Raw genomic sequence first — 19,878 nt, 5'->3', positions numbered from 1 at the left:
AGGCATGGTTCTCCCTTGGTTCGTGGTGGACCGGGGGTCACTTGCCGGACTGCAGGGCCGACCAGGTGGCGTTCCCGACGATTCCGTCGGAGGAGAGACCCTGGGCGGTCTGGTAGGCCTTGACGGCGGAGGTGGTCGCGGGACCGAAGTCGCCGTCGATGGCCAGGGACTGTCCGCGGGCCGCGATCAGCGCCCGCTGCAGCCGCTTGACGTCGATGCCGGTGGAGCCGGACTGAAGAGTCGGCTTGGTGCCGGCCGACAGCAGCGCGGTCCAGGTGTGGGAGTCCACCGTGCCGGTGACCGGGAGGGACACGGCGCCCTGGAACGACTGCACCGCGGTCGTGGTGCCCGAGCCGAACGCGCCGTCCACCGCGCCGCTGTAGCGTCCCTGACGCAGCAGCAGACACTGCGCCGCGCTGACCAGGCCGCCGGAGGAGCCGGCCGAGATCGACGTGTACTGCGAGAAGTCGAGGTTCGCGGAGCAGGATCCGGCGTACGGCCCCGTGTCCACGTCCAGGTAGTCCCGGTCGATGTTGATGGTCACGCCGCCCCAGGTCTCGTCGGTGTCGCCGGAGAGCTGGTGGATGCGCTGGTGATCGGCCCAGTACCCGTCGGGCACGTAGGGCGTGGCGTCGGTGTCGGCGGCGCCGTTCCAGCGGGCGAACCAGATGTGGTCGGGCATGGTGTACGTACCGGCCGTGTACTCCCCGGCCAGGTCGACCATCCCGGACGCGGCGGACGAGTAGACACCGGACAGATAGCCGCCCGCGTGCAGTTCCTCGGTCCACGCGCTGAGGAACGTCATCACCGCGTCACTGCATGCGGTGTTGGTCTGGTCGTAGGCCTCCATGTCGTTGTAGAGCACACTGCCCTCGGGCAGTCCCAGCGCCGCGGCGGCGGCCATGGACTCCTGGGCCTCGCTGCGTCCCTGGCCGGCGGCGGTGGACAGGGTGTACGACACCTTGTGGCTGAAGCTGTTGCACGGCGCCTGGAGGCCTACGTGGATGGGGATGATGTGCCAGCCCGCCGACGTCTGGGTCTGCACCCACGACGCCGTCAGATTCGGCTGGTCGCAGGCCGCGCTGATGCCGCTGATGTACACGCCGACGGCCCGGAAGGGCGAGGCGGACCAGGCGGTCATCTGCGAGGAGGAGGGTGCGGCGCAGGGGTCGAAGCCCAGCCCCGTGTACGTACCCGGCTGCGCCGCCACAGCGGCCGCGGCCGAGGTGGTCGCCTGGCCGGACTCGGCTGTGTTCGGCGTCGCGGCGGTCGCCTTCGCGTCGTCGTCCAGACGGGCACTGTCCAAAATGCCCTGCGCGGTGGCCTCGTCGGCGCCGACGGAGGCGGTCACGAGTACTCCTGCGGCGGGCACCGCCTCGCGTATGCGCCCAGGGGACTCGCTCTTCGCCGCGCCGGCGGCGGCCCTCGCCGAGCCCTTGGGCGCGATGCGTGTCGAACTGTCCATCTTCTTACGGGACTTGGCGTCGAGGGGCTCGATGACCAAGGCCTCGGTGCGGCCGACGATGCCGGACGGGCACGTGGCCTGACCGGCGTCGGTGGGATGACCGACATAGACCGCGTGCCGGTCGAGGCGCACACAGGTGTCGGGGTTCGCGGCCAGGTCCACGACCGGCCAACTTGCGGGCACCCGTACGTGATAGCCGCGATATGAGACGTCCTTGGCCGCGGTGGGCGACGCGGCGGCTGCCACGGCGGAGGTGCCCAGCGCGGCCAGGACGGCCAGAACGGTGGTTGCGCCGCGCAGTCGCGCACGCGAGGAACGGAGCGGTGTCATGGCACTCCAGATTCAGTCTCTGGGTCGGATCAGGACTGTGCGCCTTCGGCCCGGTCAGCGGATGGGGCCCAACACCGTTGGTGTGCCTGCCGTGACGGGGCAGGCGAAAGGTAGCGTGTTAATGAGTTCCGTCGCACTACCTACTACCGAATATTTTCTACGTCGCTGCGCGGAGGGGAGTGCGAGCGACAGATCAACCACGTGCATATGAGGGAAAGTTGGGCACACCCTGCGTCCTCACCACTCCGAGGCGGGAGAACTGGACTCCGGGCCCGTTCAGGGTCTGGCAGACGTTCCGTCAGGGTGTGCCGGAAACATCACTTGCGCAGCGGCGGCACCGCGGGCACCTCGATGGCGTTCTCGATGTCCTCCGCCGTCAGCTTGAAGCTGTCCGGGTAGGCGTCACGCCGGGTGCGGCGGGCGGGTTCGATGGTGCGCCAGGTGTAGAGGCAGCGGCCGCACTGCACCACGTCCCACACGCCGGGGACGGGGGACGTGGCGAGCAGGGAGATCTCCTCGAAGGCGCAGCGAGGGCATTCAACGGGCAGGTGACTCAAGGGAGTTGTCCTTTCGGCGAAGATCGGTGGGTGTCAGCCGCGGGCCGCGATGAGGCGCTGCAGGCGGGCGGCCCACTCGGCTGTCTCGGGCAGATCCTTGGCCGGGGTGGAAAAGTTGCCTCGGACGTCCGGGGCGACCGGCGTCGTCGCATCGATGATCATCTTGCTGGAGATGCCGGCGGGCTGCGCGGCGGGCGCGAGTTCCAGGACCGACAGGTTGGGGATGACGACGACGTCGTCCTTCGGGTTGACCTTGGCGGACATCGCCCACATGACCTGCGGCAGGTTGAACGGGTCCACGTCCTCGTCGACGAGGATCACCTGGGCCACGTAGCCGAGCCCGTGGGGCGTCGTCATGGCGCGCATGCCGACGGCCTTGGCGAAGCCGCCGTACCGCTTGGCCGTGGAGATGATCACCATCAGGCCGTGCGTGTACATGGCGTTGACGGCCTGCACCTCGGGGAACTCGGCGCGCAACTGCTTGAGCAGCGGAACGCACGTGTTGGGGCCGACGAGGTAGTCGCACTCGGTCCACGGCATGCCGAGGTAGAGCGACTCGAAGACCGGGTTCGTGCGGTACGAGACGCGGTCCACGCGGATGACGGGCATGCGGCGGCCGCCCGAGTAGTGACCGGTGAACTCGCCGAAGGGTCCCTCTATCTGGCGTGTGCGGGACTCGATGACGCCCTCGATCACGACCTCGCTCCCCCAGGGCACGTCGAAGCCGGTGAGCGGCGCGGTGGCGATCGGCGCGGGCGCGCCGCGCAGGGCTCCCGCCATCTCGTACTCGCTCTGGTCGTACGCCATCGGCATCCCGGCCACGATCGCCATCACGGGGTCGTTGCCGAGGGTGATGGCGATGGGCAGGTCCTCGCCCTTCTCCTCGGCCTTGCGCAGATGCTGGGCCACGTCGTGCATCGGCACGGGCTGGAAGGCGAGCCGGTCGGTGCCGATGACCTGGATGCGGTAGGTGCCGACGTTCTGTTTGCCGAAGTCGTCCGGGTCCTGCGGGTCGCGGGAGACGACGGCGGCCTTGTCGAGATAGAAGCCACCGTCTCCGTCGTTGAGGCGGAAGAGGGGGAGCACCGAGAACAGGTCGACCTCCTCGCCCTCCTGGGTGTTCTCACGCCACGGGGCGTCCTCGCGGCGCTCGGGCGCGACGGGGAAGGCGTCCCAGCGCCGCGCGAACTCCTCCACCTGCTCCCTGACCGGCGTGTTCTTCGGCAACCCGAGCGCGAGCGCGTGGTTGGCCCAGGAGCCGTGCACGTTCATCGCGATCCGGGCGTCGGTGAAGCCCTTGACGTTGTCGAAGTGGAGGGCGGGTGCGTTCTCGCCGATGCGGCCCGTCGCGTTGGCGGCGGCCGCGAGATCCGGCTCGGGCAGCACCTCGTCGGTGATGCGCAGGAGCTGCCCCTCCTTCTCCAGGGTGTCGAGGAAGCTGCGCAGGTCGTCATGGGCCATGGTGAATTCCTTTACGGGGCGGGGGACTTCAGGCGGCGTCGCCGAAGGACCGGGAAGCGGCACGAGCGGCGCGCATCCCGGCCCAGCGCTTGGCGGCGGGCGCGGGCAGCTCGAACTGGTCGAGGATGCGGGCCACCACGTGGTCGACGATGTCGTCGACGGTCCGCGGGTTGTTGTAGAAGGCGGGCATGGGCGGCACCAGTTGCACACCCATGCGGGCGAGTTCGAGCATGTTCTGGAGGTGGATCTCGCTCAGCGGTGTCTCGCGCGGTACGAGGACGAGCCTGCGCCGCTCCTTGAGAACCACGTCGGCGGCCCGGGCGACGAGCCCTTCGGCGTATCCGGTCCTGATCCCGGCGAGCGTCTTCATGGAGCACGGCACGATCACCATGCCGTCGGTGTGGAACGAACCGGAGGAGATGGTGGCGCCCTGGTCCTCGGGATGATGCGTGACGTCCGCGAGGGCGGACACCTCGGCCACCGACAGGCCCGTCTCCAGCTCGATGGTGGTGCGTGCCCAACGAGACAGGACGAGATGCGTCTCCACACCCGGCAACGCGTGCAGACTCTCCAGCAGACGGACACCGAACGGGGCACCCGTCGCCCCGGTCATTCCCACGACCAACCGCATAGGACCACCTCAAACACGTCGCTGACCTGTGCTTTCACGCTACGGAGCGATCGGGACGCGGCAGCGGTACCCTCGGGACCATCGATGGGGAAAAACGGACACCCTGCACGACGCCCCGATGTCAGGGACCTGGCGTACACCCCGGCCGTGGGCGCACCGGCCGGGGTCGAGGTCATGGAACTCGCCGACCTGCTCGCACGCTCACGGCGTCACGGCAATGACCCGTACGCGCCGCTGCGCCCCGCCTTCCACCAGCTGATCGGCGCCCGCGAACGGCCGCTGCGGATGTGGGTCGACTTCGTCGAGCACGAACTGAGGCCCGGGTCGTGGCTGTGGATCCGGCCGGGGCAGGTACAGCGGTTCGGCCCCGACCTGGCGACGGCGGACGGGGTGATCGTGCTGTTCCAGCCCGGCTTCCTGCCGCCGGCGACCGTGTCGCTGGCACACATGGACCCGCCGTACGAACAGCGCCCGTCGGTCCTCGACGGCTCGGACGCGGAAGGCGTCCGCCGGGCACTCGACCACCTCGTCCACGAGTACGGGGCGATGGCCTCACTCCCCCTCCGGGCACACACCGAGGTGCTGCGCGCGCTGCTGTCCGTGCTCGTGGTGCGGCTCGCGCAGGCGCGCGGCCCGGCGCCGCGGCCGGCCGCCGCGTCGGAGACGTTCCGTCGCTTTCACGCGGCCGTCGAGCGGGACCACGCGGTGACCCGGCGCGTCGAGGACTACGCGGCGGCACTCGGCTACAGCCCGCGCACGCTGACCAGGGCCACGCTCGCCGCGACGGGACGTACCGCCAAGCAGTACGTCGACGACCGGGTCCTTCTGGAGGCCAAGCGTCTGTTGCAGCACAGCGGCCTGACCGCGAAGGAGGTCACCGTCCGGCTCGGGTTCACGGACGCCAGCGACTTCACGAAGTTCTTCCGACTGCGGACGGGCATGACGCCGGGAGCGTTCCGCGGAACGTGACCCGGCGACGGACGCGTACGCGAGGACGCTCCCTCGGGACGGCTCCCGCTCCCGAGGCGGCGCGAGAGCCCGGAGAACGACACAGATCACACCCGCCGACCCCTTGACCTCCGCCGTTCAAACCGGTTTAGTCGGCGTCGTTCAGCGACTCAAACCGGTTTAAGGACTGGTTGCGGACCGTCGTTCCATGTCGGCTGGACGGTTCGTCGCGCTCCGGCTCGTCCAAGGCCGCACCCAGGGAGTCCAGCACCATGGCACGCAAGCCCACCATCGCGGATGTCGCACAGCGTGCGGGCGTCTCGCGCGCCACCGTCTCCTTCGCGCTCAACGACCGGCCCGGCATCGCGGCCGAGACCAAGGCCCGCGTTCTCGCGGCCGCCGCCGACCTCGGCTGGACGCCGAGCCACCAGGCACGCGGCCTCTCGCTGGGCAGGACCGGAGCCTTCGGCCTGGTCCTGGCCCGCGAGTCCGAGCAGATCGGCGCGGACCCGTTCTTCCCGGCGTTCATCGCCGGTGTCGAAGCCGTCATAGGGCGGCGTGGCGACGGACTCATGGTGCACGTGACCACCCCCGAGCAGGAGCAGGGCGTGTACGAACGCCTTGCCGCACGGCGGCAGGTGGACGGCGTCCTCCTGACCGACCTGCGCGGCGACGACCCGCGCCCTCCGCTCATGCGCGCACTCGGGCTGCCCGCCGTCGTGGTGGGCCAGCCCGAGTGGGGCGGCGGTCTGACGGCGGTGAGCCTGGACGACGAACCCGCCTACGCCGATGCGATCCGCCGGCTCGCGGACCTCGGGCACCGGCGGATCGCCCACATCGAGGGCCCCCAGGAACTACGCCACGCCCACCGGCGCCGCACGGCCTGGGAACAGACTCTGCGCACGCTCGGTCTGCCCGAAGGACCGGTGCTGCCCGGCGGGTTCAGCCCCGAAGGCGGCGCACGGGCCACGCGGGAGCTGCTCACGCTCCCCGAGCCACCGACCGCGATCGTCTACGGCAACGATCTTGCCGCGATGGCCGGGCTCTCGGTCGCCCAGGAGCTGGGCGTCCGCGTCCCCGACCAGCTGTCGGTGGTCGGCTACGACGACGCCCCTCTGACCCGCTACAGCTACCCGCCGCTCGCCTCCGCCCGCGCGGACGCCCGCGGCTGGGGAGAGGCGGCGGCCCGTGCCCTGGACGACGTGATCGCCCTCGGTACCGCGGCGCACGTGGAGCTGCCGCCCGCCCAGTTCGTCCCCCGCGCGTCGATCGGGCCCGTGCCCCGCGGGTGACGCGGGGACCGCACCCCGCACGCAGGGACCAAGCACCGGTCGCGCTGGCGCCGACCGGAAATTCCGCTCGGCGACGAGGCCGCGCGTGAACAGTTCGGAGATCAATCATGCTGAGGAGAACGGCGTACACGCTGCTCGTGCTCGCACTCGCGGGCACGGCGACAGCCTGCGGCCGGTCGGCTCCGGATCCGGCCGCCGCCGCTGACGCGCGCGGTCCGATCACGGTCTGGCTTTCCAACAACGCGCAAGAGGTCCAGTGGGGCAAGGCCATGGTCGCCTCCTGGAACGAGCGCCATCCCGACCAGCACGTGACCGCGCAGCAGATCCCGGCCGGCAAGACGTCCGAGGAGGCCATCAGCGCTTCGATCATCGCGGGCACGACGGCCTGTCTCGCCTTCAACACCTCGCCCGCCGCGGTGCCGACGTTCCAGAAGCAGAACGGACTCGTGCCCCTCAGCGACTTCCCGGACGGCGAGAAATACATCACCGAGCGCGGTGGCGCCCTCACGGACCAGTACCGCTCGACGGACGGCAAGTTCTACCAGCTGCCCTGGAAGAGCAACCCCGTCATGATCCTCTACAACAAGAAGCTCTTCGAAAAGGCCGGTCTGGATCCGGAACACCCGAAGCTCGCGACGTACAAGGAGTTCCTCGACACGTCGCGCAAGCTCGTGCACAGCGGCGCCGCGAAGGCGGCGATCTGGCCGTCTCCCAGCAGCGACTTCTTCCAGCCCTGGTACGACTTCTACCCGGCCTTCGCCGCGCAGAGCGGCGGCAAGCAGCTGATCGAGAGCGGCAAGCCGCAGTTCGACTCGTCCGCGGGCCGTCAGGTCGCGGCGTTCTGGCGCACGCTCTACGCCGAGAAACTGGCGCCGCAGGAGGCGTACCCGGGCGATTCGCTCAACGACGGCAAGGCCGCGATGGCCACGGTCGGTCCCTGGGCGCTCGCCGCGTACAAGAACAGCGTGGACATCGGTGTCGCGCCGGTGCCGACCGCGGACGGCGGCTCGGACAAGCACTCGTTCAGCGACGAGAAGTCCGCGGCGATGTTCAGCTCCTGCAAGAACCGGGCCACGGCCTGGGACGTGCTCAAGTTCGCGAGCTCCGCCGGCCAGGACGGGAAGTTCCTCGAGACGACCGGACAGATGCCGATGCGCGAGCACCTGACCGAGAAATACGCCGGCTACTTCAAGGCGCACCCGACGTACAAGGCCTTCGCCGACCAGGCGGAGCGCGTCGTCGAGGTGCCCAACGTGCCGGGATCCATCGACATCTGGCAGACCTTCCGCGACGAGTGGACGAAGTCGGTCGTGTTCGGCCGGGAGTCCACGCGCGCGGGGCTGCGCAACGCCTCGTCCGAGATCACCGACCTGCTGAACGAGTACGGGGACCCGTCATGAGCGTGCATCTCCAGTCAGCTCCCGCCGCCGTCAGGGACGACGCTCCCGCCCGGCGGGAGGGCCCGCGCAAGGCCCGTGGCCTGTCCCGTGTCGGCGCGCTGTTCGTGTCGCCCTACGTGCTGTTCCTCGTGGTGGTCTTCGCCGTCCCGCTGGTCTACACGGTGTGGATCTCCTTCCACCGCTTCTACTTCACGGCTCCGGGCACCGACGTCGACTCGCCCTGGGTGGGCCTGTCGAACTACAAGGACGTCTTCACCGATCCCGTGGTCGGCCGGGCGTTCGTCAACATCGTGATCTTCCTGGTCATCAACGTGCCGCTCACCGTGGGCGTGTCGCTGGTCCTCGCCACGGCGCTGAACGCGAAGATACGGGGCCGCGCGTTCTTCCGCGCCGCGTTCTACCTCCCGTACGTGACCGCGAGCGTCGCGCTGGTCGCGGTGTGGCAGTTCCTGTTCGGCTCGGACGGATTCGTCAACCACCTGCTGGGCTCGCACGCCCCCGACCCGTCGTGGCTGGTGAACTCGCATCTCGCGATGCCGATGATCGCCGTCTTCGTGACGTGGAAGCAGCTCGGCTTCTTCGTGATGCTGTACCTGGCGTCGCTGCAGAACGTCGGCAAGGAGCTGTACGAGGCGTCCGCCATGGACGGCGCGGGCCGCGTGCGGCAGTTCTTCTCGGTGACCGTGCCCGGCGTGCGCCCTGCGACGACGCTCGTCGTGATCTACGCGATCATCACCGGCGCCAACCTGTTCAGCGAGCCCTATCTGCTGACCGGGGGCGGCGGTCCCGACCACGCCTCCACCTCGCCGGTGCTGCTGATGTACCAGAAGGGCATCGAGCAGGGTCACCCCGACTTCGCGGCCGCGCTCGGCGTCGTCCTCGTCGCGTTCGTCATGGTCGTCTCGCTCGCCGCCCGCAAGCTCACCGAGAGGGGCAACTGACATGAGTGACACCCTGGAGACCCGCCACCGCGGCGGGAGCGCGGTCCGCTACATCCTGCTGTCACTCGGTGCGGTCGCCTTCCTGTTCCCCTTCTACTACATGGTCGTCGGCTCGCTGCGCGGGACGACGGTCGGTGATCTGTCCGCCGCGATCCCGTCCGGGCTGACCGGCGCCAACTACACGGCCGTCAACGGCGCGATCTCGCTGGGCCGTTCCCTGCTCAACTCGGGGATCATGACCATCGGCGTCCTGGTCTGCACGCTCGTCTTCGGCGTACTCGCCGGATACGCGCTCGCCCAGCTGCGCTTCCGCGGCAAGGGCGCGGTCTTCGCCGCGTTGCTTCTCGTGCAGATGATCCCGTTCCAGCTGCTCACTCTGCCGCTGTACGTGCTCGTCGTCCGCGACTACGGGCTCGGCGACAACTACCTCGGCATGATCCTGCCGTTCGCGATCAACTCGACGGCGGTGTTCCTCTTCCGCCAGTTCTTCTCCCAGCTGCCTCAGTCCCTCTTCGAGGCGGCGCGGATCGACGGAGCGAGCGAGCTGCGGATCCTGTGGCAGATCGCGCTGCCGATGGCGCGTCCGGCGGTGCTGACCGCGCTGCTGCTGACGTTCATCGGGCCGTGGAACGAGTTCCTGTGGCCGTTCCTCGTCACGAAGAACGCCGACATGCAGCCGCTGGCCGTCTCGCTGGCCAGCTTCCTCTCCAACCTCCAGGGCACGGTCGCCAACCCGGCCGGTGCCCTGCTGGCCGGCGCATGCGTGCTGGCCGTCCCCGCGGTGGCCCTGTTCCTCCTGTTCCAGCGCCACTTCACCTCTACCGACATCGACTCCGGAGTAAAGGGCTGATCGCCATGAGCAACACCACCGCCGCCACCGACATCCCCTACCGCATGGTGCGCAAGGGCGTGGTCATGTCCCCGCTGGCCGGTGAGGCGAACGAGGTCGAGGGCGTCCTGAACCCCGCCTCCGGCCGCACCCCGGACGGCACGCTGCACCTGCTGCCGCGCCTGGTGGCCGAGGGCAACGTCTCCCGCGTCGGCCTCGCCGAGGTCACCTTCGACGAGGCGGGCGTGCCCAGCGCCGTCGAGCGCCGCGGCGTCGTCCTCTCCCCCGACGAGGGCTGGGAGCGCGGCAAGAACAACGCCGGCGTCGAGGACCCCCGCATCACCTGGGTCCCCTCGCTCGGCCGGCACGTCATGAGTTACGTCGCCTACGGCCCGCTCGGCCCGAAGCCGGCACTCGCCGTCTCCGAGAACCTCACCGACTGGACCCGCCTCGGGCCGATCCAGTTCCAGTACCAGGCCGACCTGGACACCGACCTCAACCTCTTCCCGAACAAGGACGTCGTCCACTTCCCCGAGCCCGTCCCGGGCCCGGACGGCGAGATGGCCTACGCGATGCTGCACCGCCCGATGTGGGACCTGGGCTGGTTCCGTCCGGGCGAGGGCGTGCACCTGCCCGCCGGTGTCACCGACGAGCGTCCCGGCATCTGGATCTCGTACGTTCCGGTCGCCGAGGTCGAGGCCGACATCCGCGCCCTGACCCGGCCGCGCGACCACCGTCTGCTGGCTCTGTCCGAGTTCCCGTGGGAGTCCCTGAAGATCGGCGGCGGTCCGGCCCCGATCCGCGTGCCCGAGGGCTGGCTGCTCATCCACCACGGTGTCTCCGGATCCATCGAGGACCCGTGGGCGCAGAACCAGAAGGTGTCGTACGCCGCCGGCGCGATGATCCTCGACCCGGCCGACCCGTCCAAGGTGCTCGCGCGCTCCGACAAGCCGCTCATGGCCCCGGAGACCGAGGAGGAGATCTCGGGCACCGTCCCCAACGTCGTCTTCCCGACGGCGATCGAGGAGATCGACGGTCAGCTCTACGTCTTCTACGGCATGGCCGACGCGCACATCGGCGTCGCCCTCCTGGAGCGCACGGCATGACCGGCGGCGCCCCGGGGCAGGCCCCGACACCTCTGGGAGTCGGCCTGGTCGGCTGCGGCGGATTCGCCGAGTTCGTTCTGGACGCCGTCGCGGGCCTGCCCGGCCTGCGCCTCGCGGCCGTCGCCGACCCCTCGCGCGAGCGCGCCGAGCGGCTCGGCGCGCGGCACGGCGTTCCGGCGCTCGCCTCCCTCGACGAGCTCCTCGAACGGGACGACGTGGCGGCCGTGCTGATCGCCACGCCGCCCGCCACCCATGCCGCGATGGCCATCACCGCGCTGCGTGCGGGGCGCCATGTCTTCTGCGAGAAGCCTCTCGCCACCACGACCGAGGACGCCTCGGCGGTCGCCCACGAGGCGCGGCTCGCCGGGCGGGTCCTGGTCGTGGACCACGTGCTGCGCTACAACCCGCTGCTGCGGGCTGTGCAGCACCTCACCGAACGGGGGCTGCTCGCGCCCCCGCGCCGGTTCCTGTTCGAGAACGACGCCTCCGACGAGGACCTGGGCCCCGACCACTGGTTCTGGGACCCGGCGCACAGCGGCGGCATCTTCGTCGAGCACGGCGTCCACTTCTTCGACGCCGCCCGCGCGCTCCTGGGCTCGGACCCGGTGAGTGTGCGGGCGACCGCCGTGGCGCGGCCAGGGGGCCCGGTCGACATGGTGAGCGCCGACGTCGTCCACCCCGGCGGCGTCCTCGCTTCCCACCTGCACTCCTTCACGCACGCCCACCGTGCCGAGCGTCAGCTCATGCGGCTGGACCACGGGTTCGCCGAGACGCGGATCAGCGGCTGGATCCCCGTACGGGCGGAGATCTCGGCGTGGGCCGACGAGGCGGAAGCTCTCCGCTGGGAACAACTACCGTACGAACTGGGCGAGTTGTCGTCCGTGGACGGCTTCCGGCCGCACGGCGAGGAGCGGATCACCGTCAGCGTGGAACGGGACGCCGGCGCCGCCGCCCCGGCCCGCGGGCGTGGCGAGCGGCGCACGGTCCCGCACCACGTCACCGCCGTCATCGACCTCGGCGGCGAGGCCCGTAAGCCGTACGTGTACGCGCAGAGCGTGCGCGCCGCCGTGGCCGATCTGGTCCGGGCCGTCCGTGAGGGCACGCCGCCGGTCGCGGACGCGGTCAGCGGTCTCGCCGCGGTCGCCGTCGCCGAGGCGGCCACCCTCGCGGCCTCCACGGGCACCGAACAACAGGTCCCCTCACCCGAGCGGGCCGTCTCCCAGGGAGCCTCCGCATGAGCTGGTGGCAGGACATGGTCTGCTACGAGGTCTACCCGCGCGCCTTCGCCGACTCGGACGGCGACGGGACCGGCGACCTGCCGGGCCTGACCGAACACCTCGATCACATCAAGGACCTGGGCGCGGACGCCGTGTGGTGCACCCCGTTCTACCCGTCACCGCTGGCCGACGGGGGCTACGACATCGCCGACCACACCGGTGTGGCCGCGGATCTGGGAACGGACGACGACGCCACCCGACTGACCGTCCGCGCACATGAGCTGGGCCTCAGATTCATCATCGACCTGGTGCCGAACCACACCTCCGACCGGCACCCCTGGTTCCAGGAGGCTCTTGTCGCGGGGCCCCGCTCGGCGGCGCGCGAGATGTACCTGTTCCGGCCCGGCCGGGGAGCGGGCGGCGAACTGCCGCCCAACGACTGGCAGTCGGCGTTCGGCGGCCCGGCCTGGACCCGGGTCGCGGACGGCGAGTGGTACTGCCACCTCCACGCGCCGGAGCAGCCCGACCTCAACTGGCGCAACCCCAAGGTGCAGAGCGCCTTCACCGAGGTCCTGCGGTACTGGCTCGACCGCGGCGTGGACGGCTTCCGCGTGGACGTCGCCCACGCCCTGTTCAAGGCGGAAGGGCTGCCCGACGCGGGCCCCGGCCAGCACACCGACCCGCTGCGCAACCACCTGATGCCGTACTACGACCAGGAGGAGCTGCACCCGCTCTACCGCGAGTGGCGGGCCCTGCTCGACACCCATCCCGCGCCCGCCGGCGCGGTGGCGCCCCAGGACCGGGTGATGGTCGCCGAGTCCGCCGTCTTCGACCCGGACCGCCTCAGCCGCTACATCCGGCCCGGCGAGATGCACCAGGCCTTCAACTTCGCCTTCCTGGAAGCACCTTGGGAGGCGGCCGAGCTGCGCCGGGTCGTCGACGGCTCGTTCGCCGTGCCGGGCAGCGCGGTCACCTGGCTGCTCTCCAGCCACGACGCGGTCCGCCCGGTCACCCGCTACGGCTCCCTGGCGCGCGCCCGTGCGGCCGCGCTGCTGATGCTGGCGCTGCCCGGCTCCGCGTACCTCTTTCAGGGCGAGGAACTGGGACTGCCACAGGCCGACGTGCCCCTCGACCGCATCCTCGACCCGCTGTGGGAACGCTCGGGCCACACGGAGCGCGGCCGGGACGGCGCGCGTGTGCCGCTGCCGTGGAACGGTGAGCACGCGCCGTACGGATTCAGCACCGTGACGCCCGACCGCACCTGGCTGCCCCAGCCGGACGACTGGTCGCACCTGACCGTCGCGGCACAGCGGCGCGACCCCGATTCGACGCTGGCGCTGTACCGGGCGGCGCTGCGGATCCGCCGTACCCATCCGGCACCGGACCCGGCGACCCCGCCGACCTGGCTGTCCGCACCCGACGCCCCCTACCTCGCCTTCCGCCGCGGCGCGCTGGTCTGCGTCGTCAACCTGGGCGCCGAACCACTGCGCCTGACCTCACTCGGTGTGCCCGGCCGACCGGCGCTCGGCAGCGGACCGTTCGACGGCGACACGTTGCCGCCCGACACCGCGCTGTGGCTCCTCGACCCGACCGCCCCCGCCCATCTCGCCGAAAGCGACACCGATGACACGCGCGACTGACGCCACGCACCACACCGATCTGTCCGGACTCGTCAAGGCGTACGACGTGCGGGGCGTGGTCCCCGACCAGTGGGACGAGACGACGGCGGAGCTCTTCGGCGCCGCGTTCGTCCAGGTCACCGGCGCGGACGCGATCGTGACGGGGCATGACATGCGTCCCTCCTCCCCCGGCCTGGCCCGCGCCTTCGCCCGCGGCGCGACCGCTCAGGGCGCCGACGTCACCGAGATCGGCCTCTGCTCGACGGACCAGCTGTACTACGCCTCCGGCTCCTTCGGCCTGCCCGGCGCGATGTTCACGGCCTCGCACAACCCGGCCCGGTACAACGGCATCAAGCTGTGCCGCAGCGGCGCCGAACCGGTCGGCCAGGACACGGGCCTCGCCGAGATCCGTGCCCTGGTCGAAGGGTGGACGGACAACGGCGCCCCGGCGAGGGCCGACCGAACGGGCGTCGTCGCGACCCGGGACACTCTCGCCGACTACGCGACGTACCTGCGCTCCCTCGTGGACCTGTCGGCGATCCGCCCGCTGAAGGTCGTGGTCGACGCCGGCAACGGCATGGGCGGGCACACCGTGCCGACGGTCCTCGCCGGTCTGCCGCTGCACATCGTCCCGATGTACTTCGAGCTGGACGGTACGTTCCCGAACCACGAGGCCAATCCGCTGGACCCCGCCAACATCGTCGACCTGCAGGCACGCGTGCGCGCCGAGGGCGCCGACATCGGCCTCGCCTTCGACGGCGACGCGGACCGCTGCTTCGTCGTCGACGAGCACGGCGACCCGGTCTCGCCCTCCGCCGTCACCGCGCTCGTCGCCTCACGCGAACTTGCCCGGCATCCCGGAGCCACCGTCATCCACAACCTCATCACCTCCCGCACGGTTCCGGAGGTGATCCGCGAGGCGGGCGGAACCCCGGTCCGCACCCGCGTCGGCCACTCCTTCATCAAGCGGGAGATGGCCCGCACCGGCGCCGTCTTCGGCGGCGAGCACTCCGCGCACTACTACTTCCGCGACTTCTGGAACGCCGACACCGGCATGCTCGCGGCCCTCCACGTTCTCACCGCCCTGGGCACACAGAGCGCCCCGCTGTCCGAGCTGACCAGCGGCTTCGAGCGCTACGCCGCCTCCGGTGAGGTCAACTCCGCCGTCGCCGACCCGAGTTCGCGCACCGCAGCGGTGCGGGCGGCGTGGGCCGACCGCCCGGACGTCACACTCGACGACCTCGACGGCCTGACCGTCGCCGGAACCGACTGGTGGTTCAACGTCCGCCCCTCGAACACCGAGCCGCTCCTGCGACTCAACGTCGAAGCCCCGACCGAGTCGGCGATGCGCGCCCTCCGCGACGAGGTACTGGCGACGATCCGCACCCAGGAATGAACGGCTGAACGGGATCACGGCAGCCCGTCCGGGCGTCGTCCCTGCTCACCCCATCCCATGGAGGAGCTGTACCCGCCTCAGCTCGAGCACCTGCCGCGACATTGATCGTGCAGACTCCCAGATCTCCTCCCACTGTCACGCGGGGTCGGCCGCCGGCCCGGGGGCAGGCACCTCAGACCCCTGCGCCGCGAGGCTGACCCCGCATGTCCTGCACAGCTGGTGAGGAGAAGTCGCGGTCAGGCGGGCTGCCACAGCTCGACCCGATTGCCCTCAGGATCGGTGACCCAGCCGAATCGACCGACACCCTCCATGTCCTGCGTCTCTTCGGCCACGTCGGCGCCCTTCGCGCGCAATTGCGCGAGCATCGCGTCCAGGTCGCGGACCCGGAAGTTGAGCATGGTCTGCTGGGCACGGGACCCGAAGTAGTCGGTCCCGGAGTCGAACGCCGCGAACACCGTGGGCCCGGTTCCCTGACGCCACAGTCCGTTCTCATCGGCGTCCAGGCCCAGACAGTCGCGATACCACGCGCTCTGGGCCGCCGGGTCGTCGGCCCGCAGAAAATACCCACCGATACCAAGCACACGTTCCATGCCGCCATCTTGCCAGGACGGCGATCGGGCGGGACGGCACCACACCCGTGCCCGCTTCACCGCCGGACGGGCCTCACCTCTGGTTCCCAGGGCTCCTGCTCAGCGTGGTGCACGACGTCGGAGGTTCGCCAGGGGTCGGCGCAGCGAGGCACCGGCGGTCGGCCCATGACGATCGTCACTCCGCCCAGTGACGTCCGGGACAGCGGAATGCGGAGTAAGGGCATACGGATTCCGCCCTGTTTCCGGGCCATCCTGGATTCAGTGAGCGGGGGGATCGCATTCACCGGGAAACAGACAAACGGAGATCCCATGCACGCGTCCAGCGACATCGCCATTCTGTCCCGACATCCTCGCGCAGCCGCCGAGGCCCGCACCGCGCTGCACGACATAGCCCCGACAGGTTCCTCCGGGGCGGACACGGCGGCCCTCCTGCTGACCGAGGTGGTCTCGAACGCCGTCCGCCACGGCAAGGGGGCGGCGATCGAGGTAGCCGTCGGCTTCGACCCCTTCACCGACGTCATCACGGGCGCTGTCTTCGACAGGGAGCCCGGGCTGGGCGACGGCGACCGAGCCGGCCTCGCCGACGAGGGCCAGGACATGGAGTCCGGACGCGGGCTCGACCTGCTGGACGCAGCCTCACAGTCGTGGGGCGTCGCGACGGCGGGCGACCGCGGCAAGTGGGTGTGGTTCCAGGTCCCCGCGGCGTGACGCCCCAGGGCTGCCCTCGACCACCTCCGTACCTCCCGGCGAGGCGGGGAGACCGTCGCGTCGGAGCCGTCACTCGGTGCCGGGCGGGGCGAGGGGCAGGTGGAGTTCCACCCGGAAGCCCTCGCCGTGCGGACCGGCGGTCAGTTCGCCTCCGAGCAAGGACGCCCGTTCGTTCAGTCCGAGCAGGCCGTTGCCGCCGCTGGGGAGTTCATCGGCGGGCGGACCGGAAGCCGGACCGTTGCTCACCGTGAGGTCCACCGTGTCAGGACCGCACCTCAGCTCGATGCCCACCTCCGCTCCCGGGGCGTACTTGGCGGCATTGGTGAGCGACTCGTCAACGACCCGGGGCTGAAAGGTCCCGGGCTTGCACAACGGGCGCCACTGGCTGTGGCGCTGCGTTTGCGTCCTGTCCCGCGCCCGGTTTTCGGGGGCAGGTCTGGGGCGGTTGACTGCACCCCGCATCGCCACAACTCTTCCGCACGGTGACGGATGTTGCGGGAGCCGTTGCGGTCTGCGTGATCAACGAATCCGCAGGACCGGCACACGAAACGGACCTGGGAGACCCGGTTCGCCTTGTCGATGTGCCCGCACTCGGCGCAGGTGCGGGAGGTGTACGCCGGATCGACGTGCACCACCGGCACCCCCGCCTTGCGGGCCTTGTACGCGATGAAATCTCCGAGCTGGGCGAACGCCCAGGAGGAGTGGGTGGCCCGTTGGGGCTTGCGAAGCCGTACCCGTGCGCGGATGCCCGTGAGGTCTTCCAGGGCAATTCCGCGTCCGGTGCGTTCTGCCTCGGCCACCACATGCTTCGCGATCTTGTGGTTGATATCCCGTGCCCGCCGCGCCTCCTTACGACGCCGCTTCCTCAACCGGCGTTTGGCGGACGGGGTGTTCTTGCGCTGGAGTTTCTGCCGCAGGGTCCGCTCGCGCAGACGCCCACGATTCAGCCGGCGCCCGGCCATGACCTGACCGTCCGAGGTCGTCGCGATGTTCACGATCCCCAGATCGACCCCCAGGAACTCCACCACGTTGGTGTTGAGTTCGGCCTCGGGGACCTCACAGGTGGCGGTCAGGAACCACATCCCGTCGCGGAACAACAGATCCGACTCGCCCCTGCGATACAGGGCCAGACGGGCCAAATGTTCGGGAGCGGCGGTGAACGCCACCTCTTTCATCCGGCCCGACAGGGTCCAGATCGACACCGTGCGCTGCGTGTACTGCCAGGACAGCATCCGGTCGTCATACGGCTGCCCGCCCGTCGGGCGGAAAGCGATCGGTTTTTCAGTGGCCCGCCGGTAGCGCTGCGAGCCCGGCTTGCCGAGGTTTCCTGCCTTCAGGTTCGCCTTGAGCGTGGTGTACGCGTCGCAGGTCTTCTTGATGACGTGCTGGGCGGCCTGCGCTCCGAGCCCCCACCGGTCCTTGACCACCGTATAGGTGTGCTCACGCAGAGCGAAGTTGCGCTTGATGTCCTTCTCGAACGCCACCTGGGAGACCCAAGTAGCCGCTTCGTTGCAGGCATGCAGGGTTTCCTCAAGTGCCGCCGCCTGCAAGGGCGTCGGCAGCAGTTTCACCTGCACGGTCAACTTCACGACCGTGACGCTACCCGCCACCCGACGCACCGGCATTCGAACAGCGCACATTCCTCGCCGGGCGCTGCGGCCCGGCTTCTTGGCGGGCGCTCCCCGCCCGTTGCCGCGGCGATGCTACGCATCGCCACCACAGGACGCGATTCCTCCCGCGGGTGAACCCCCGGGGTTCCTCACAAGAGCACGCTGAAGAGTCCGGTAGAGGGCCTGCTGCACCAACGTGAGCAGCCGGCTCGGCTCACCCTCCACACTGAGGACAGCGTGCAGTCCGGCCCGCCGGGCACTGCGCACCAGGTCGTCGAGGTCACCGGCACCTCCATGTGGAGTGCGCGGTGCGGGCCGATCTGCGCGGTCGGGGGTGAGCACTCCAAGGATCGCGCGCAGTTCCTCAAGGGCACGACGCCCTTCGTGCCGGATCTGTTCCGCGTCGTCCGCGACCTTTTGGTCCGCCCGCCCGGCGCCCACGCGCAGCGCGGCGGCCAGCAGCACGATGTGCCCCACCCGGTGGGCCACCACGTCGTGCATGTCCCGGGCAATACAGCTCCGTTCGTTGACCCGCGCCTGCTCGACCAACAGCACGTGCTCGCGCTCCCGCGTGGCCAACTCGGTCTGGGCGGCCGCGGCCAGGTCGCGGCGGAGGGCGACGGCGTAGCCGACGACCAGGGGTCCGACGACCAGCGCCAGCGAGTACGCGGCTCCCCGGAAGTCCCACGCTCCACCGAGCCACAGTGCTCCTGCGTCCGACAGGCAACCCACGCCGGCGAACCAGGCGAGCAGCCTCCACCGGTTCGGGTACGTGGATCCGACCGTGTACAACGCGATGGCAAGGGCCGTGGGGGTGAAGAGGAGGAGGTGGCAGATGACGACGAGCCACCCGATCACGACAGTCCGCTTGTGCCTCCACCACAGCAGGAGTCCGACGGCGCCGGAGAGCACCGCGACCGTCACGGTGGGAGCCCCCGTGAGAAGGCCGTTCGAGGGCTTGACCCAGCTGTTGCCGAACCCGACGAGTGCGGCAGCTGCCGCCACCGCCGCGTCCGTCCGCCGCGAGGACGACGGCATCGCGTCCTGCCGCGCGGTCCTGGGCACAGGGCCTTTCTCCCTCCGTGCCACCCACCCGGACCTGCTGTTCAGCGCTCCAGTCCCGCCCGGTACGCCAGGCGTGCCGCCTGGACCCGGTTGTCCGCCCCGATTTTCGTCAGGAGGCGGCTCACCTGGTTCTTCACGGTGCCTTCGCTGGCGTGGAGTTCCTTGCCGATGTCCGCATTGGACATGCCCCGTCCGATGAGGGCGAGGATCTCCCGCTCCCGCTCGGTCAACGAGTCGAGGGCCTGCTGTTCCTGAGCCGTCAGCCGGATTGCGTGCTGGGCGAGCTGTTCCATCACGCGCCCTGTGACCGTGGGGTCGAGGGTGGACTTGCCGGCGGCCACGAGACGCACCGACCGCAGCAACTCCTCGGGAGGCGTGTCTTTGAGCAGGAATCCGCTGGCGCCCGCGCTCACCGCCTCGTCCACGTACTCGTCCTCCGCGAACATGGTGAGGATGAGAACCCGGGGCGGATCGGGGAGCGCCTGCAGCTCGCGGGTGGCCGCGATGCCGTCCATGCCCGGCATCCGAATGTCGACGAGCGCCACATCGGGGCGAAGGCGCCGCGCCGCGTCGACGGCGCTGCGTCCGTCCCACGCCTGATCGACCACGTGGATGTCGTCCGCGGAGGAGAGAATGTCGCTCAGTCCCCGGCGGACGATCTCGCTGTCGTCGGCGACCAGGACATGGATCACCATGGGTGACCACCTCTCACG

19 protein-coding genes are annotated in these 19,878 nt (G+C 70.2%); 10 read left to right on the top strand and 9 right to left on the bottom strand.

Going from position 1 to position 19,878, the window contains the following annotated elements; genetic code table 11:
• Positions 1–37: 37 nt before the first annotated feature.
• The 4 genes from ACFC96_RS09980 to vdcB form a co-directional block, all read right to left on the bottom strand.
• Positions 38–1,795 carry a glycoside hydrolase domain-containing protein gene (locus ACFC96_RS09980; protein WP_376611295.1) on the bottom strand — a complete coding sequence of 586 codons (1,758 nt, stop codon included), beginning with the start codon at positions 1,793–1,795 and terminating at the stop codon, positions 38–40.
• 317 nt (positions 1,796–2,112) lie between these two features.
• Positions 2,113–2,352 carry a non-oxidative vanillic acid decarboxylases subunit D gene (vdcD, locus tag ACFC96_RS09975; protein ID WP_376261431.1) on the bottom strand — a complete coding sequence of 80 codons (240 nt, stop codon included), beginning with the start codon at positions 2,350–2,352 and terminating at the stop codon, positions 2,113–2,115.
• A 33-nt stretch (positions 2,353–2,385) separates the two neighbouring features.
• Entirely contained in the window at positions 2,386–3,813 is a 1,428-nt protein-coding gene (gene vdcC / locus ACFC96_RS09970) for a non-oxidative vanillic acid decarboxylases subunit C (protein WP_376611293.1), read from the bottom strand.
• A 28-nt stretch (positions 3,814–3,841) separates the two neighbouring features.
• The gene (gene vdcB, locus ACFC96_RS09965; protein ID WP_376611291.1) at positions 3,842–4,444 is read right to left on the bottom strand and encodes a non-oxidative vanillic acid decarboxylases subunit B; all 603 of its coding nucleotides are present in this window, start codon (positions 4,442–4,444) and stop codon (positions 3,842–3,844) included.
• Between the two features lie 147 nt (positions 4,445–4,591).
• Here vdcB and ACFC96_RS09960 point away from each other — a divergent pair, with 147 nt between their 5' ends.
• From ACFC96_RS09960 to ACFC96_RS09920, 9 genes are all read left to right on the top strand, one after another.
• Positions 4,592–5,413: a helix-turn-helix transcriptional regulator gene (locus ACFC96_RS09960; RefSeq protein WP_376261436.1), complete on the top strand. Its 822-nt coding sequence runs from the start codon at positions 4,592–4,594 to the stop codon at positions 5,411–5,413.
• A gap of 251 nt (positions 5,414–5,664) precedes the next feature.
• Positions 5,665–6,684, top strand: a complete 1,020-nt coding sequence (locus ACFC96_RS09955) for a LacI family DNA-binding transcriptional regulator (RefSeq protein WP_376261438.1) — start codon at positions 5,665–5,667, stop codon at positions 6,682–6,684.
• A gap of 107 nt (positions 6,685–6,791) precedes the next feature.
• On the top strand, positions 6,792–8,084 hold the full coding sequence (locus tag ACFC96_RS09950; protein WP_376611290.1) for an extracellular solute-binding protein: 1,293 nt from the start codon (positions 6,792–6,794) through the stop codon (positions 8,082–8,084).
• Positions 8,081–9,025 (top strand): carbohydrate ABC transporter permease, encoded by a 945-nt coding sequence (locus tag ACFC96_RS09945; protein WP_376611288.1) that lies wholly within the window; start codon positions 8,081–8,083, stop codon positions 9,023–9,025. The genes ACFC96_RS09950 and ACFC96_RS09945 overlap by 4 nt, the downstream gene beginning before the upstream one ends.
• Before the next feature lies 1 nt (position 9,026).
• The gene (locus ACFC96_RS09940) at positions 9,027–9,875 is read left to right on the top strand and encodes a carbohydrate ABC transporter permease (protein ID WP_340458949.1); all 849 of its coding nucleotides are present in this window, start codon (positions 9,027–9,029) and stop codon (positions 9,873–9,875) included.
• A 5-nt stretch (positions 9,876–9,880) separates the two neighbouring features.
• Positions 9,881–10,960, top strand: coding sequence for a glycosidase (locus tag ACFC96_RS09935; protein WP_340458948.1), 1,080 nt, complete (start codon positions 9,881–9,883; stop codon positions 10,958–10,960).
• Positions 10,957–12,198, top strand: a complete 1,242-nt coding sequence (locus ACFC96_RS09930; RefSeq protein WP_376611286.1) for a Gfo/Idh/MocA family protein — start codon at positions 10,957–10,959, stop codon at positions 12,196–12,198. Before ACFC96_RS09935 ends, ACFC96_RS09930 begins: the two co-directional genes overlap by 4 nt.
• A complete protein-coding gene (locus ACFC96_RS09925; protein ID WP_376611284.1) occupies positions 12,195–13,817 on the top strand; it encodes an alpha-amylase family glycosyl hydrolase in 1,623 nt (540 codons plus the stop codon). The genes ACFC96_RS09930 and ACFC96_RS09925 overlap by 4 nt, the downstream gene beginning before the upstream one ends.
• Positions 13,801–15,192, top strand: coding sequence for a phosphomannomutase/phosphoglucomutase (locus ACFC96_RS09920; protein WP_376611282.1), 1,392 nt, complete (start codon positions 13,801–13,803; stop codon positions 15,190–15,192). Before ACFC96_RS09925 ends, ACFC96_RS09920 begins: the two co-directional genes overlap by 17 nt.
• Positions 15,193–15,428: 236 nt before the next feature.
• Here the strand turns inward: ACFC96_RS09920 and ACFC96_RS09915 are convergent, their stop codons facing one another.
• Positions 15,429–15,782 (bottom strand): VOC family protein, encoded by a 354-nt coding sequence (locus ACFC96_RS09915; protein WP_376611281.1) that lies wholly within the window; start codon positions 15,780–15,782, stop codon positions 15,429–15,431.
• 309 nt (positions 15,783–16,091) lie between these two features.
• Here ACFC96_RS09915 and ACFC96_RS09910 point away from each other — a divergent pair, with 309 nt between their 5' ends.
• Positions 16,092–16,490 carry an ATP-binding protein gene (locus tag ACFC96_RS09910; protein WP_376261450.1) on the top strand — a complete coding sequence of 133 codons (399 nt, stop codon included), beginning with the start codon at positions 16,092–16,094 and terminating at the stop codon, positions 16,488–16,490.
• A gap of 69 nt (positions 16,491–16,559) precedes the next feature.
• Here the strand turns inward: ACFC96_RS09910 and ACFC96_RS09905 are convergent, their stop codons facing one another.
• The 4 genes from ACFC96_RS09905 to ACFC96_RS09890 form a co-directional block, all read right to left on the bottom strand.
• Positions 16,560–16,781, bottom strand: a complete 222-nt coding sequence (locus ACFC96_RS09905) for a hypothetical protein (protein WP_376261452.1) — start codon at positions 16,779–16,781, stop codon at positions 16,560–16,562.
• The gene (locus ACFC96_RS09900; RefSeq protein ID WP_376261454.1) at positions 16,766–18,079 is read right to left on the bottom strand and encodes an RNA-guided endonuclease InsQ/TnpB family protein; all 1,314 of its coding nucleotides are present in this window, start codon (positions 18,077–18,079) and stop codon (positions 16,766–16,768) included. Before ACFC96_RS09900 ends, ACFC96_RS09905 begins: the two co-directional genes overlap by 16 nt.
• A 114-nt stretch (positions 18,080–18,193) precedes the next feature.
• Positions 18,194–19,165: a sensor histidine kinase gene (locus tag ACFC96_RS09895; protein ID WP_376611279.1), complete on the bottom strand. Its 972-nt coding sequence runs from the start codon at positions 19,163–19,165 to the stop codon at positions 18,194–18,196.
• A 41-nt stretch (positions 19,166–19,206) separates the two neighbouring features.
• Positions 19,207–19,860, bottom strand: a complete 654-nt coding sequence (locus tag ACFC96_RS09890; protein ID WP_376261458.1) for a response regulator — start codon at positions 19,858–19,860, stop codon at positions 19,207–19,209.
• Between the last annotated feature and the right edge of the window lie 18 nt (positions 19,861–19,878).

The organism is Streptomyces sp. NPDC055955, assembly GCF_042270245.1.
Taxonomy (GTDB): Bacteria; Actinomycetota; Actinomycetes; order Streptomycetales; family Streptomycetaceae; genus Streptomyces.
Note: the sequence above shows the minus strand (reverse complement) of the source record. Positions and strands in the feature narration are given on the sequence as shown.

What these genes read in the sequence shown, in the direction of transcription:
- ACFC96_RS09980 (WP_376611295.1), bottom strand. Translation starts at nt 1,795, where the DNA reads ATGACACCGCTCCGTTCCTCGCGTGCGCGACTGCGCGGCGCAACCACC.
- vdcC (WP_376611293.1), bottom strand. Translation starts at nt 3,813, where the DNA reads ATGGCCCATGACGACCTGCGCAGCTTCCTCGACACCCTGGAGAAGGAG.
- vdcB (WP_376611291.1), bottom strand. Translation starts at nt 4,444, where the DNA reads ATGCGGTTGGTCGTGGGAATGACCGGGGCGACGGGTGCCCCGTTCGGT.
- ACFC96_RS09955 (WP_376261438.1), top strand. Translation starts at nt 5,665, where the DNA reads ATGGCACGCAAGCCCACCATCGCGGATGTCGCACAGCGTGCGGGCGTC.
- ACFC96_RS09950 (WP_376611290.1), top strand. Translation starts at nt 6,792, where the DNA reads ATGCTGAGGAGAACGGCGTACACGCTGCTCGTGCTCGCACTCGCGGGC.
- ACFC96_RS09945 (WP_376611288.1), top strand. Translation starts at nt 8,081, where the DNA reads ATGAGCGTGCATCTCCAGTCAGCTCCCGCCGCCGTCAGGGACGACGCT.
- ACFC96_RS09940 (WP_340458949.1), top strand. Translation starts at nt 9,027, where the DNA reads ATGAGTGACACCCTGGAGACCCGCCACCGCGGCGGGAGCGCGGTCCGC.
- ACFC96_RS09935 (WP_340458948.1), top strand. Translation starts at nt 9,881, where the DNA reads ATGAGCAACACCACCGCCGCCACCGACATCCCCTACCGCATGGTGCGC.
- ACFC96_RS09930 (WP_376611286.1), top strand. Translation starts at nt 10,957, where the DNA reads ATGACCGGCGGCGCCCCGGGGCAGGCCCCGACACCTCTGGGAGTCGGC.
- ACFC96_RS09925 (WP_376611284.1), top strand. Translation starts at nt 12,195, where the DNA reads ATGAGCTGGTGGCAGGACATGGTCTGCTACGAGGTCTACCCGCGCGCC.
- ACFC96_RS09920 (WP_376611282.1), top strand. Translation starts at nt 13,801, where the DNA reads ATGACACGCGCGACTGACGCCACGCACCACACCGATCTGTCCGGACTC.
- ACFC96_RS09915 (WP_376611281.1), bottom strand. Translation starts at nt 15,782, where the DNA reads ATGGAACGTGTGCTTGGTATCGGTGGGTATTTTCTGCGGGCCGACGAC.
- ACFC96_RS09910 (WP_376261450.1), top strand. Translation starts at nt 16,092, where the DNA reads ATGCACGCGTCCAGCGACATCGCCATTCTGTCCCGACATCCTCGCGCA.
- ACFC96_RS09890 (WP_376261458.1), bottom strand. Translation starts at nt 19,860, where the DNA reads ATGGTGATCCATGTCCTGGTCGCCGACGACAGCGAGATCGTCCGCCGG.